The 13,365-nt window shown below is 70.9% G+C and carries 15 protein-coding genes; 3 read left to right on the plus strand and 12 right to left on the minus strand.

What is annotated here, in order from left to right; all coding sequences use genetic code 11:
• Positions 1 to 63: 63 nt before the first annotated feature.
• Positions 64 to 732 (plus strand): potassium channel family protein, encoded by a 669-nt coding sequence (locus ACZ60Q_RS27920; protein ID WP_469640044.1) that lies wholly within the window; start codon positions 64 to 66, stop codon positions 730 to 732.
• Positions 732 to 1,409: a potassium channel family protein gene (locus tag ACZ60Q_RS27925; RefSeq protein WP_469640046.1), complete on the plus strand. Its 678-nt coding sequence runs from the start codon at positions 732 to 734 to the stop codon at positions 1,407 to 1,409. Before ACZ60Q_RS27920 ends, ACZ60Q_RS27925 begins: the two co-directional genes overlap by 1 nt.
• A gap of 80 nt (positions 1,410 to 1,489) precedes the next feature.
• Here the strand turns inward: ACZ60Q_RS27925 and ACZ60Q_RS27930 are convergent, their stop codons facing one another.
• From ACZ60Q_RS27930 to ACZ60Q_RS27965, 8 genes are all read right to left on the minus strand, one after another.
• Positions 1,490 to 2,281 (minus strand): DUF3159 domain-containing protein, encoded by a 792-nt coding sequence (locus ACZ60Q_RS27930; RefSeq protein WP_469640048.1) that lies wholly within the window; start codon positions 2,279 to 2,281, stop codon positions 1,490 to 1,492.
• A 3-nt stretch (positions 2,282 to 2,284) separates the two neighbouring features.
• Complete coding sequence (locus ACZ60Q_RS27935) at positions 2,285 to 2,710, minus strand: OB-fold nucleic acid binding domain-containing protein (protein WP_469640050.1); 426 nt, start codon at positions 2,708 to 2,710, stop codon at positions 2,285 to 2,287.
• A gap of 75 nt (positions 2,711 to 2,785) precedes the next feature.
• Positions 2,786 to 3,481, minus strand: a complete 696-nt coding sequence (locus tag ACZ60Q_RS27940) for a response regulator (protein WP_469640052.1) — start codon at positions 3,479 to 3,481, stop codon at positions 2,786 to 2,788.
• A 166-nt stretch (positions 3,482 to 3,647) separates the two neighbouring features.
• On the minus strand, positions 3,648 to 6,191 hold the full coding sequence (locus ACZ60Q_RS27945) for a DUF4118 domain-containing protein (RefSeq protein ID WP_469640054.1): 2,544 nt from the start codon (positions 6,189 to 6,191) through the stop codon (positions 3,648 to 3,650).
• A gap of 180 nt (positions 6,192 to 6,371) precedes the next feature.
• On the minus strand, positions 6,372 to 7,106 hold the full coding sequence (locus ACZ60Q_RS27950; RefSeq protein ID WP_469640055.1) for an ABC transporter ATP-binding protein: 735 nt from the start codon (positions 7,104 to 7,106) through the stop codon (positions 6,372 to 6,374).
• A gap of 151 nt (positions 7,107 to 7,257) precedes the next feature.
• Positions 7,258 to 8,031, minus strand: coding sequence for a DUF3710 domain-containing protein (locus tag ACZ60Q_RS27955; RefSeq protein ID WP_469640057.1), 774 nt, complete (start codon positions 8,029 to 8,031; stop codon positions 7,258 to 7,260).
• 1 nt (position 8,032) lies between these two features.
• Entirely contained in the window at positions 8,033 to 8,563 is a 531-nt protein-coding gene (dut, locus tag ACZ60Q_RS27960; protein WP_469640059.1) for a dUTP diphosphatase, read from the minus strand.
• Complete coding sequence (locus tag ACZ60Q_RS27965) at positions 8,560 to 9,144, minus strand: PaaI family thioesterase (protein WP_469640061.1); 585 nt, start codon at positions 9,142 to 9,144, stop codon at positions 8,560 to 8,562. The genes dut and ACZ60Q_RS27965 overlap by 4 nt, the downstream gene beginning before the upstream one ends.
• A gap of 58 nt (positions 9,145 to 9,202) precedes the next feature.
• Here ACZ60Q_RS27965 and ACZ60Q_RS27970 point away from each other — a divergent pair, with 58 nt between their 5' ends.
• Positions 9,203 to 9,661 (plus strand): DUF3093 domain-containing protein, encoded by a 459-nt coding sequence (locus ACZ60Q_RS27970; RefSeq protein ID WP_469640063.1) that lies wholly within the window; start codon positions 9,203 to 9,205, stop codon positions 9,659 to 9,661.
• A 61-nt stretch (positions 9,662 to 9,722) separates the two neighbouring features.
• Here the strand turns inward: ACZ60Q_RS27970 and ACZ60Q_RS27975 are convergent, their stop codons facing one another.
• From ACZ60Q_RS27975 to ACZ60Q_RS27990, 4 genes are all read right to left on the minus strand, one after another.
• Entirely contained in the window at positions 9,723 to 10,673 is a 951-nt protein-coding gene (locus tag ACZ60Q_RS27975) for a hypothetical protein (RefSeq protein WP_469640065.1), read from the minus strand.
• 13 nt (positions 10,674 to 10,686) lie between these two features.
• Positions 10,687 to 10,983, minus strand: a complete 297-nt coding sequence (locus tag ACZ60Q_RS27980) for a DUF4193 domain-containing protein (protein WP_469640067.1) — start codon at positions 10,981 to 10,983, stop codon at positions 10,687 to 10,689.
• Positions 10,984 to 11,388: 405 nt separating this feature from the next.
• Positions 11,389 to 12,621: a sensor histidine kinase gene (locus tag ACZ60Q_RS27985; protein WP_469640069.1), complete on the minus strand. Its 1,233-nt coding sequence runs from the start codon at positions 12,619 to 12,621 to the stop codon at positions 11,389 to 11,391.
• A 5-nt stretch (positions 12,622 to 12,626) separates the two neighbouring features.
• On the minus strand, positions 12,627 to 13,280 hold the full coding sequence (locus ACZ60Q_RS27990; protein ID WP_003965735.1) for a response regulator transcription factor: 654 nt from the start codon (positions 13,278 to 13,280) through the stop codon (positions 12,627 to 12,629).
• Between the last annotated feature and the right edge of the window lie 85 nt (positions 13,281 to 13,365).

Below are 13,365 nucleotides of genomic sequence, written 5' to 3' on the forward strand. Positions count from 1 at the left end.
GAAGTGTGAGCAGCGTGTTTTCGCAGGTCAGCCGGATGACCAGGACGGCGGGGTAGGCGCACAGTGCACATCGTCATCATGGGCTGCGGGCGCGTCGGAGCCGCTCTCGCACAGACCCTGGAACAGCGGGGGCACACCGTCGCGGTGATCGACCAGGACCCCACGGCGTTCCGTCGCCTCGGGTCCGGTTTCGGCGGTCGCCGGGTCACCGGGGTCGGCTTCGACCAGGACACCCTCCGTGAGGCGGGGATCGAGGACGCCGGGGCGTTCGCCGCGGTCAGCAGCGGTGACAACTCGAACATCATCGCGGCCCGGGTGGCCCGCGAGATGTTCTCCATCGAGAACGTCGCGGCGCGGATCTACGACCCCCGGCGCGCCGAGGTCTACCAGCGCCTCGGCATCCCCACCGTGGCGACGGTCCGCTGGACGGCGGACCAGATGCTGCGGCGGCTGCTGCCCTCGGGCGCCGAGCCCCTGTGGCGCGATTCGAGCGGGGGTGTGCAGCTCGCCGAGGTGCACACGACGCCGTCCTGGATCGGCCACAAGATCAGCACGCTCCAGGAGGAGACGGGGGTCCGTGTCGCCTTCCTCACCCGTTTGGGTGAGGCCATACTGCCGACCTCACAGACCGTCCTCCAGGAGGGCGACCTGGTCCACGTGATGATGCGTACGGACGAGATCGCCAAGGTCGAGGAGGCCTTCGCCCAGGGTCCCGAGGAGGACGGTCACTGATGCGTGTGTCGATTGCCGGGGCGGGCGCGGTGGGCCGTTCCATCGCCGCCGAGCTGCTGGAGAACGGGCACGAGGTGCTGCTGATCGACAAGGCACCGACCGCCATCTCGGTGGAGCGGGTCCCGATGGCCGAGTGGCTGCTCGCGGACGCCTGTGAGATCACGTCGCTGGACGAGGCGGCTCTGCAGCGGTGCAACGTGGTGATCGCCGCGACCGGGGACGACAAGGTCAACCTGGTCGTCTCGCTGCTCGCCAAGACCGAGTACGGCGTGCCGCGCGTGGTGGCCCGGGTGAACAACCCGAAGAACGAGTGGCTGTTCAACGAGTCCTGGGGCGTGGACGTCGCCGTCTCGACACCGCGTCTGATGTCGGCCCTGGTCGAGGAGGCGGTGAGCGTCGGCGATCTGGTCCGGCTGCTGCGCTTCAGCCACGGCGACGCCAACCTGGTGGAGCTCACGTTGCCGCCGGAGTCGGCGCTGGCCGGGACCCGGGTCGGGGACGTCGCCTGGCCCGAGGACACCTCGCTGGTGACGATCATCCGGGGTACGCGGGTGCTGACGCCGAGTCCCGAGGAGTCCCTGGAGTCCGGTGACGAGCTGCTGTTCGTGGCCGCCCAGGCGCGCGAGGAGCAGTTGGAGGACCTGTTGTCGGTCCGGCGCGATCTGGCGGAGGACTGACCGCCCACCTTCTGCGAAAGGGGCCCGGAACCGCCTCAGCGGTTTCGGGCCCCTTTCGCATGGGATGGCTGGTGTACGGGTCAGGCGTCCGGGTCGCGGAGCGCCGCGGCGCTCCGCGCCTTGCGCTCCTTCTCCGCCTGTTCCTCGGCCTCCATCTCGGCGAAGACGTCGATGGGCGCAGGCGCCTTCGCGAGGAAGACCCAGGTCAGATAGACCGCGAGCAGGAACGGCGGGATCTTCAGCGCGATGAGCACCCAGCCGAACTCGGTGGTGTCGGCCCACCAGTAGAGCGGGAAGAGGATCGCGCACTTGGCCAGCAGGATGAAACCCCAGGCGTAACTGGCCCTGGTGTACGCCTTCTTCCGGCCGGGGTTACGAGTCCGCCAGGAGAGGTTCTCCTTGAAGACCGGGCCGAGGATCAGGCCGATCAGCGGCACCCCGGCCGCCGCGGTGCCGATATAGGCGACCGCGAGGCCCAGGGTGTAGAGCATGCCCGGCAGGTAGAAGTCCTTGGCGTTGCCCGTCATCTTCGCGAAGACGACACCGAAGGCCACCCCGAAGACGCCGCTGAAGGCGTGCTTGACGGTGTCCCGGCGGATCAGCCGGACGGCGACGAGGGCCAAGGCCACCGCCAGGGCCGCGATGGCCGAGGCGTTCAGGTCCTTGTTGATGGTGAAGATCGTGACGAAGAGCAGCCCGGGCAGGACTGTCTCCACCATGCCGCGCACGCCGCCGAAGGCCTCGAAGAGGGCGGCCTCGGTGACGGCCTTCGCCTCGTCGTCCTGCTGGGCGGCGTGCCTCCCGCCGACGTGCTGCGGGTCCGTGCGGTGGGGCTGGTCCGTTTCGGACGTCGGCTTGTCGAGAGACGTCACCGGCTACTCCTTGGCGAGCGGTCGGAGTTCGTATGTGGGGTTGAACAGCACCCGGCGGCCATGGCTCATGGCGACCCGTCCCGAGGCGATGATCCTGCGGCCCGGTTCGATGCCGACGATGGAACGACGGCCGAGCCAGACCACGTCCAGCGGCTCGGTGCCGTCGAAGAGCTCCGCCTCCAGGGCGGGCACTCCGGCCCGGGGACGGAGGGTGACGGTCCGCAACGTACCAGCCACCTTCACGATCTGCCGGTCGGAGCACTCGGAGATCCGGGTGCATCCGGTGGCCTGAGCGTCCTCCCGCAGCTCCTGGGACTCCAGGTCCTCCTGGGAACTGGAGAGCCGGTCGAGCATACGGCGGAAGCGCCCGGAAGGTCTCGCCGCCTTCCCGGCCTTCCCGGCTTTCTCGGATCGGCGAACAGCACTCATACCCGAAGCGTACCGGTCCTGCGGACGGTACACGGAGGGCCTGGGTGACCACTCGAACGAGTGAAGCGGCGCCTGTCAGCCGCGCTCGAAGCGGTAGCCCATGCCCGGTTCGGTGACGAAGTGCCGGGGGTGCGAGGGGTCCGCCTCCAGCTTGCGGCGCAGCTGGGCCATGTAGACCCGCAGATAGTTGGTCTCGGTGCCGTAGGAGGGGCCCCAGACCTCCTGGAGAAGCTGCTTCTGGCTGACCAGACGGCCGCCGTTGCGGACGAGGACTTCCAGGAGATGCCATTCGGTGGGGGTGAGGCGTACGTCGCGGCCGGACCGGTGCACCTTCTTCGCCGCCAGGTCGACGGTGAAGCCCTCCGTCTCGACGAGGGCGATGTCCTCGGCGCCACCCTCCTGGCCGACCGGTTCCGCCCGGCGTACGGAGGCGCGCAGCCGGGCCAGCAGCTCGTCCATGCCGAACGGCTTGGTGACGTAGTCGTCCGCCCCCGCGTCCAGGGCCTCCACCTTCTCGTCGGAGGTGTGGCGCGCGGAGAGTACGAGGATGGGGACCCGGGTCCAGCCGCGCAGGCCCCTGATCACGTCGACCCCGTCCATGTCGGGCAGCCCGAGGTCGAGGAGGACGACGTCGGGGTGGCGGGCGGCGGCCAGCTGGAGGGCGGTCGCCCCGTCGGGCGCGGCGTCGACCTCGTACTGGCGCGCCTTCAGGTTGATCACGAGGGCGCGGACGATCTGCGGCTCGTCGTCGACCACAAGCACCCTGGTCATCGCGGACCTGCCTTTCTGCTGCACGGGGAGGAGGGAAGAACCCCGCTGTACGGGGAAGAGGGGGAGGACGTGGCGGAGGGAAGCGCGCGGGGGCGCACGGCGTACGCCCGGGGGCGTCCCGGGCCGCGACTGCGTGTCATGAGGTGGCCCGGGACGCGGGGACATGTCATGAGGTGGCCTTGGCCGGCAGCTCGGCGTCGGTCCGGACGCCGCCCGGCGCCGCGGAGAGGGTCAGGACCATGGTCAGCCCACCGCCAGGGGTGTCCTCGGCGTCGAGGGTGCCGCCCATGGCCTCGGCGAAGCCCCGGGAGACGGCGAGGCCGAGGCCCACTCCGGCACCGCGCGGGGCGTCCCCGTACCGCTGGAAGGGCTCGAAGATCCGTTCCTTGGCCTCGTCGGGGACGCCCCGGCCGCGGTCCACGACCCGTAGCTCGACCCGGCCGCCGAGGGCGCTGGCGGCCACGGCGACGGGCTCCTGGCCGGGGTTGTACTTGACGGCGTTCTCCACGATGTTGGCGACGACCCGCTCCAGGAGTCCCGGGTCGACGGCGACCATCGGCAGCGTCTCGGGAATGTCGAGGTCGACGCTGCCCTCCGGGACGCCGCCGAGCGCCATGGGGACCACCTCGTCGAGGTCGATCTCGCGGATCAGCGGGGTCACGGTGCCGGTCTGGAGGCGGGACATGTCCAGCAGGTTGCCGACGAGGTGGTCCAGCCGGTCGGCGCCGTCCTCGATGCCTTCCAGGAGCTCCGCCTCGTCCGCCTCGGACCAGGCCACGTCGTCGGAGCGCAGCGAGCTGACGGCGGCCTTGATGGAGGCCAGAGGGGTACGCAGGTCGTGGCTGACGGCGGCGAGCAGGGCGGTCCTGATCCGGTTGCCCTCGGCGAGCCTGCGGGCCTGCTCGGCCTCCCCGACCAGGCGCTGGCGGTCCAGGACGACGGCGGCCTGGGCGGCGAACGCGCCGAGCACCCGGCGGTCCTCGGCGGGCAGTACCCGGCCGGACAGCGCGAGGGCCATGTTGTCGCCGACCGGCATGTCCACGTCGGCGTCGTCGGGGCGGGTGACCGGGGCCGGCCCGACGAATCCGGCGCAGGTCCACGGTTCGACGTCGCTGCTGCGCTCCAGCAGGGCGACCGACTCCATGGCGAAGGTCTCGCGGACCCGTTCCAGCAGGGCGTCCAGGGCGGTCTCGCCGCGCAGCACGCTACCCGCGAGGAAGGAGAGGATCTCCGACTCGGCGCGCAGCCGGGCGGCCTGGTGGGTGCGCCGGGCCGCGAGGTCGACCACGGAGGAGACCGCCACCGCCACCGCGAAGAAGATCACGATGGCGACGAGGTTCTCCGGGTCCTGGACGGTCAGGGTGTGGGTGGGCGGGGTGAACCAGTAGTTCAGCAGCATGCTGCCGACGGCCGCCGAGGCGAGCGCGGGCCGCAGTCCGCCCAGCAGGGCGGCGGCCACCGTCAGGAAGAGGAAGAGCAGGACGTCGTTGGCGAGGCCCGGGGCGTCCTCCATGCCGCGCAGCACCACCGCGAGCAGGACGGGGCCGACGACGCCGACCAGCCAGCCCCAGATGATTCGGGCGCGGCCGAGCCGGGCACCGCGGGCCATGGGCAGACCGCGGCCCTTGGCGACCTCCTCGTGGGTCACGATGTGGACGTCGAGGTCGGGACCCGACTCGCGGGCGACGGTCGCGCCGACCCCGGGGCCGTAGATGTACTGCCAGGTCTTCCGGCGGCTGGATCCCAGGACGATCTGGGTGGCGTTGACGCCGCGGGCGAACTCCAGCAGGGCGGCCGGTATGTCGTCGCCGATGACGTGGTGGAAGGTGCCGCCGAGGTCCTCGACCAGGGTGCGCTGGACGGCCAGCTCCTTCGGGGAGGCGGAGGTCAGGCCGTCGCTGCGGGCGATGTAGACGGCGAGGATCTCGCTGCCGGAGCCCTTGGCCGCCATCCGGGAGGCGCGGCGGATGAGGGTGCGGCCCTCGGGCCCTCCGGTCAGTCCGACGACGATGCGTTCGCGGGCCTGCCAGGTGGTACGGATGTTGTGCTCGCCCCGGTACTGCTGGAGGTACTCGTCGACCCGGTCGGCGACCCAGAGCAGGGCCAGCTCACGCAGGGCGGTGAGGTTGCCCGGGCGAAAGTAGTTCGAGAGCGCCGCGTCCATCTTGTCGGGCCGGTAGATGTTCCCGTGCGCCATCCGCCGGCGCAGCGCCTGGGGCGACATGTCGACCAGCTCGATCTGATCGGCCCGGCGCACCACCTCGTCCGGCACCGTCTCACGCTGCCGGACCCCGGTGATCGACTCCACGACATCACCCAGCGACTCCAGATGCTGGATGTTGACCGTGGATATGACATCGATCCCCGCCCTCAGCAGCTCCTCGACATCCTGCCAGCGCTTCGCGTTGCGCGAACCGGGAACATTGGTGTGCGCCAGCTCGTCCACCAGCGCCACCGCCGGAGCACGCTCCAGAACGGCGTCCACATCCATCTCGGTGAACACACTCCCCCGGTACTCCAGCTCCCGGCGCGGCAGAAGCTCCAGCCCGTGCAGCATCACCTCGGTCCGCGGCCGGTCGTGATGCTCCACGAAAGCCACCACACAGTCGGTCCCACGCTCGACCCGGCGATGCGCCTCGGAAAGCATCGCGTACGTCTTGCCGACGCCCGGTGCCGCGCCCAGGTAGATCCGGAGTGTGCCGCGTCCCATGGCCCCATTGTCTTCTTCCGTCCGGCCCTGTCGTGTCGAGGGTCGCTGGCGCCCGGTGCGGCTGCCGTCCTCGACGCTACTCCGCCCGGGGCCGTGGTTCGGCCCCAGGAGTGCAGGTGGGGAGCGTATTGACGGAACTCTGATGCGCGCCGGGGCCGGTGCGGGGGCGCTACGGGAACGTCATCCGTGTTCGACGATGTGGCCGTCGCTCAGCTCCAGGACCCGGTCGGCGAGGCCCAGCAGCTGGGGGTCGTGGGTGGCCACGAGGGCGGTGACGTTCTCGCTGCGGACGACCGCGCGGAGCAGTTCCATCACGGCGAGCCCGGTCTCGGCGTCGAGCTGTCCGGTGGGCTCGTCGGCGATCAGGAGGGCGGGGCGGTTGGCGAGGGCGCGGGCGATGGCGACACGCTGCTGCTGGCCGCCGGAGAGCTCTCCGGGGCGCTGCTCGGCGTGGTCGGCGAGGCCGACGAGGGAGAGCAGCAGGGCGACCCGCTCGTCGCGCTCGGCCGGATCGGCCCTGCGCAGCCGCAGCGGCACGCCGACGTTCTCGGCGGCGGTCAGGATCGGGATGAGGCCGAAGGACTGGAAGATGAAGCCGACCCGGTCCCTGCGTAGCTCCAGAAGGCCCTTCTCGCCGAGCTCCGACAGCTCGGTGCCGTCGACGGTGATCCGTCCGCTGTCCGCGGTGTCCAGGCCGCCCACCAGGTTGAGCAGGGTGGTCTTGCCGGAGCCGGAGCGGCCCTTGAGCGCGACCAGCTCACCGCGGGGGATCTCGAACGAGACCCCGCGCAGGGCGTGCACGGCCGCCGCTCCGCTCCCGTACGAGCGGTGCAGGTCCTCGACCGTGACCATGACCGTACGGGCCGGGTCCTCGGCAAGGGCCGTGCCGGACTGCCCGCTGGTGCTCTCGGTCATGCTGCTCCCCCGTCATCACGTGGCCTGCGTCGTCGCCCGCCAGTATGTGCGTGCGGGACACGGCCGGGCAATGGCCGGTGGGCCGCACCCGCGGAAAGGGTACGGCCCACCGGCCTGTGCTGCGAACACCGCGAAGTCCTGCCGCGTACCGCTAGCGGACCTCGGTGATCTCGGGGCCGCGCTGGAGCTGCCCCATCCCACCGGAGAACTTCGAGCTCTCCTGGTCCTCCTGCTGTACGCCCTCGGGCACCATCTGGGCGTCGTTGGGGAGCTTGAGGACGATCGGGTCGCGGGGGGCCATCGGCCCGTCGCCGCGGACGACCACCGTGTCCCGGAAGATCGTCTCCAGCAGCCCGGCGGCCTCCGGCTGGACGGCGCCCTGGCCGGAGATCACTCCGCGCAGGAACCAGCGCGGCCCGTCCACGCCGACGAAGCGCACGAGCTGCACACCGCCCGTGCCGTCCGGGAGCTGTACGGGGACCTGCGCGCGCAGCTCCCAGCCCAGCGGGCCCTCGACCTCGTCGATGATGCCGCCCTGCTGGGTGATGCCCGAGGCGATCTCGTCGCGGACCTCGCCCCAGATGCCCTCTTTCTTGGGGGCGGCGAAGGCCTGCAGCTGGATCGCGCTGTCGCGCAGCACCACGGTGGCGGCGACGATCGCGTCCCCGGCCACCTCGACGCGCAGCTCCATGCCCTCGACCCCGGGGACGAAGATGCCGCCCAGGTCGACCCGGCCCTCGCCGGGCTGGGAGACCTCGGTGCTGTCCCAGGGTCCGTCCGGCCTGGGGGCCGGCGGAAGGTTCATCCGACGGGCGCCCTTGACGGCGCCGTCACTGCCCTCGGGCTCGTCGGCGACCTGCTCGGCCTCGCGCACCTCGTCCGCCGCGTCCTCGGCGGAACCACTCTTCTTGCGACGTCCGAACACGTCACTGTCCTTCCCGGTCGGATACGACCGAAGCGTAGCTGTTCCCACCGTGGGTGTTCCCGCCCTCGGCGCCGTCCACCGACGCGTGGCCGCCGGTGGACCCGAAGCCCCCTTCGGCCCGCGCCGAGCCGGGAAGTTCCGCCACCTCGTGGAAGCGCACCTTCTCGACCTGCTGGACAACCAATTGGGCAATCCGGTCGAACCGTTCGAATCGCACGCTCTCGCGTGGATCGAGGTTGACCACGATCACCTTGATCTCCCCACGGTACCCGGCATCCACGGTCCCCGGGGCATTCACGAGGGCCACTCCGCAGCGGGCCGCGAGGCCGGAGCGCGGGTGAACGAACGCGGCGTACCCGTCGGGCAGGGCGATCGACACCCCGGTGGGGAGCACCGCGCGTTCGCCGGGGGCGAGTTCGGCGGCCTCGGTGGTCACCAGGTCGGCCCCGGCGTCGCCCGGGTGTCCGTACGCCGGAATCGGCACGTCCGGGTCGAGGAGGCGGATCAGTACGTCGACGGGGTTGCGCGTCACGGGTTCACCTCGAAGGCGCGGGCGCGCCTGACCTGGTCCGGGTCGGACATGGCCGCCCGGATCTCGGCGGGCCTGCCGTTGTCGATGAAGTGGTCGACCTTGACCTCGACGAAGAGGGCGTCGGCCCGGACGGCGACGGGCCCGTCGGGGCCGCCGATCCGGCCGGTGGCGGTGGAGTAGATCTTCCGGCCGTGCACGGCGGTGATCCGGGCGTCGAGGTGCAGCACGGTGTCCACGGGGACGGGGCGGACGAAGTCGGTCTCCAGCCGTCCGGTCACCGCGATCGTGCGCAGCAGCCAGTTCAGCGAGCCGAGGGTCTCGTCGAGCGCCGTGGCGAGCACGCCGCCGTGGGCGAGGCCGGGGGCGCCCTGATGGGCGGGCTGCACGGTGAACTCGGCGGTGACGCTCACGCCTTCGCCGGCCCGCGCCATCAGGTGCAGTCCGTGCGGCTGTCCCCCGCCGCAGCCGAAACAGTGTTCGTAGTGCGCTCCGAGGAGCTCGCCGGGGGCGGGCGCGCCGGGGTGCCGGACCGGCGCGACGGCGTCGGCCGGGGGTGTCAGAGCTGCTGATGTTCCACTCACAGGCGCAGACCTTACCCGCGCGGCAGTCCGTCGGTCGCGCCGTGCCAAGCTTGGTTCCATGCAGCCCTCCGCACCGCCCTTCGACGAACGTCTCACCGCGCCCCGCTCCTGGTGGTTCATCGCCTTCGGGGTCGGTATCGCCTGTGCTCTGATGCTTCTGCCGCTGGGCACCCTGCCGCTGCTCACCGGGCTGGCCGGTGGCACGGTCGCCGCAGCGCTCCTGGTGAGCGGCTACGGCTCCGCCCGGATCCGGGTGGTGGCGGGGTCGCTCGTCGCCGGCGACGCCCGGATCCCGCTGTCGGCGCTCGGCGAGCCCGAGATGCTGGATGCGGAGGAGGCGCGGGCCTGGCGCACGCACAAGGCCGACGCCCGTGCGTTCATGCTGCTGCGCGGCTATGTGGAGACGGCGGTGCGGGTAGAGGTCACGGACCCGGACGACCCGACTCCCTACCTCTACCTCTCGACCCGGAACCCGCAGGGCCTGGCGGCGGCGCTGAGCGCCGTCCCGACCGCCTGAGCGGACGTCCGGGGGGCGGGGCCTGGGGACCAGGTGCCGGTTCTCAGGGGCCCTTCCTCGCTCAGGGGCCCTCGATCTCCTTGGGCAGCTCGGCCGGCTCCAGGGGCTGCTCCAGCGGAGGCAGCGCGGGCAGGCCGTCCCAGCGGATCTGGTCCCTGCGCAGGTCGTTCCTGACCCGGTCGGCGAGCTTGCGGGTATCGCGGCGGTTCATCGTGGCGCCGACGGCGGCGCCGATCATGAACGGGATCAGGTTGGGCAGATTGCGCGCCATGCGCTTCATGATCTGCTGGCGCAGCTCGCGCTTCATCTGGCCGCCGAGCGCGGCGTTGAGCGTGGTGGGGCGGGTGACGTCGATGCCACGCTCCTCCGTCCACGACGTCAGATACGCGGTGCTGCGCTGGCCGAGATTGCCGGGGGGTCGGCGGCCGTAGACCTCGTGGAGCTCGGCGACGAGCTTCATCTCGATCGCGGCGACGCCGGTCACCTCCGCCGCCAGCTCGGCGATCATGGCGGGCGGTACGGGCATCATGGCGGCGGCGCCGATGCCCGCGCCGACGGTCGCGGTGGCCCGGCAGGCTCCCGTGACCAGCTTGTCGGCCAGCTCCTCGGGCCCCAGCCCGGGGAACTGCTTCCGCAGGGTGGCGAGGTCGCGCACCGGCACGCGCGGGGCCGTGTCGATGATGCGATCGGCCAGCTGTGCGGCCAGCGCCTTCGCGCTCTCCCGGCCCTTGCGTACACCCCGTTTCACTGTGCGCAGGCGGCCCCCGGTCGTGGGCTCCGCCTGATCCTGCTCTCCGGGCCGGTCCGGCGACGCCGCCCCGGCCACCTCGAGCGAGGCCGATCGGCCTCGCTCGTCGTCGAAATCGCCGGAGTGATCCGGCAGGACGGCGGACCGCTCGGCAGACGCGTTACCGCCTTCTGCCGGGCCTGTGCCGCCTGTACCGTCCTGGTCCGCCTCCGGGCCGTGCCGACGCCAGGGGCGCCGCTTCCGGAACGGTGTCTCGTCTGCCACGGCCTACTCGACCTCAGTCGCAGTCGCGGCAGACGGGCTGACCGTTCTTCTCGCGGGCCAGCTGGCTGCGGTGATGCACCAGGAAGCAGCTCATGCAGGTGAACTCATCGGCCTGCTTGGGCAGCACCCGGACGGCCAGCTCCTCGTTGGAGAGGTCCGCGCCGGGCAGCTCGAGTCCCTCGGCCGCGTCGAATTCGTCGACGTCGACGGCGGATGCCGTCTTGTCGCTCCGACGTGCCTTGAGCTCTTCGAGGCTGTCCTGGTCCACGTCGTCGTCGGTCTTGCGTGGGGTGTCGTAATCCGTTGCCATGTCGCTCTCCCCCTCTTGGGTATCTACGGGTGTCTCAGCGCACGTAACGCGTGAGAGGCCGGACTTGTGCCCGACCTGAGGCGGAGATCTTGCCTCACATCAAGGTCTGTTACTCAATCGACACCCAACCGGGCGCCTCGGCGAGGCTCGGCTTGGGTGGCGATGGGGACCGTACACGGTCCCGGCTGCGCAGTTCACGGGTTCCACCCCGTGTACTTCCCGTGATAACGATCCTCGAAAACCCGGACGATTACCGGCTTTCCGACGGAGTTGCGATCACGGAGAGTTGATGGCCGGAAAATCGGCCCTGTGATCGATCACACACGAACCGCCCGGGAACGGGTCCTGAAAATTCCGCCCAAAGCGAACATGAAGATTCGGTGCAGGGTCACATCGTGCAGCCTCTCAGACCGGCAGCGTGACGCGCATCACGAGACCACCGCCCTCGCGGGGCTCCGCGATGATACGGCCTCCGTGGGCCCGCGCGACGGACCGGGCGATCGACAGGCCGAGCCCGACACCCTTGTCGCTGCCCGTGCGCTCCGTGCGCAGCCGCCTGAAGGGCTCGAAGAGGTTGTCGATCTCGTAGGCCGGTACCACCGGGCCGGTGTTCGAGACGACGAGCAGGGCCTGCCCGTCCCGCGCCTCGGTGGTGACCTCCACCCAGCCGTCCTCGGGCACGTTGTAGCGCACGGCGTTCTGCACGAGGTTCAGCGCGATCCGCTCCAGCAGGACGCCGTTGCCCTGGACCACTACCGTGGCCCGCTCGCCGCGGATCTCGGCCTTCTTCGACACCGCCTCCGCCCGGGCCTGGTCGATGGCGCGCTCGGCGACCTCCGCGAGGTCGACCGGCTTGCGCTCGACGATCTGGTTGTCACTCCGGGCCAGCAGCAGCAGCCCCTCGACCAACTGCTCGCTGCGCTCATTGGTGGCCAGGAGGGTCTTGCCGAGCTGCTGGAGCTCCGGCGGGGCCTCCGGGTCGGAGAGGTGGACCTCCAGCAAGGTGCGGTTGATCGCCAGCGGGGTACGCAGCTCGTGCGAGGCGTTGCCGACGAATCGCTGCTGCGCGGTGAAGGCACGCTCCAGCCGGTCCAGCATGTCGTCGAAGGTGTCCGCCAGCTCCTTCAGCTCGTCGTCCGGGCCATCCAGCTCGATCCGACGGGTGAGGTCCGTCCCGGCCACCCGGCGCGCGGTCCGGGTGATCCGGCCGAGCGGGGACAGCACGCGTCCGGCCATGGCGTAGCCGAAGGCGAAGGCGATCACGCTCAGGCCGACGAGGGCGAGCAGCGAACGGTTGAGCAGGGTTTCCAGCGCCGCCTTGCGCTGGTGGTTGACGCAGGTGTTCATCGCCGCGTTGAAGGCGTCCGGGCTGGCGTTCGGAGGCAGGTCACAGATCTCGCTGGTGACCTTGCCGCTGACGATCTCGAACGGCAGATCCGTGCCGACGCTCAGCGCCTGGGCCGCCAGCATGTAGATGATCGACAGCAGCACGATGCCCGCGATGAGGAACATCCCGCCGTACAGCAGCGTGAGCCGTATCCGGATGGTCGGACGCAGCCAGAGGTACGGGGGCTCCTGCTGTTTGGGCTCCCAGGTGGGTTTCGGAGGCGCCGCCGGGGGCCCCGGGGTGGTGGCCATGGCCCTCAGATCCGGTATCCGGAGCCCGGCACGGTGACGATGACAGGCGGTTCGCCGAGCTTGCGGCGGAGCGTCATGACCGTGACCCGCACCACGTTGGTGAAGGGGTCGGTGTTCTCGTCCCAGGCCTTCTCCAGCAGCTGCTCCGCCGAGACGACCGCACCCTCGCTGCGCATGAGGACCTCCAGCACCGCGAACTCCTTCGGGGCGAGCTGGATCTCCACCTCGTCGCGGAAGACCTCGCGGCGGTTCGGGTCGAGCTTGATGCCGGCGCGCTCCAGGACGGGCGGCAGCGCCACCGTCGTACGACGGCCCAGCGCGCGCACCCGGGCGGTCAGCTCGCTGAAGGCGAAGGGCTTGGGCAGATAGTCGTCCGCGCCCAGCTCCAGGCCCTCGACCCGGTCGCTGACGTCTCCGGACGCGGTGAGCATGAGCACCCGGGTGGGCATGCCGAGTTCGACGATCCTGCGGCAGACGTCGTCCCCGTGCACCACCGGGAGGTCCCGGTCCAGCACGACGACGTCGTAGTCGTTGACCCCGATGCGCTCCAGGGCCGCGGCACCGTCGTAGACGACGTCGACGGCCATGGCCTCCCGGCGCAGTCCGGTGGCCACCGCATCGGCGAGCAGCTGCTCGTCCTCGACGACGAGTACGCGCACGGCGCAGTCCTTCCTTCGGTCCTTCGATGGGTTCACAGAGCGAGCGGCCCACGCGGGGCACGCTCGGACACGGGCAGCAATGCCG

The organism is Streptomyces sp. NPDC104313 (assembly GCF_055583985.1).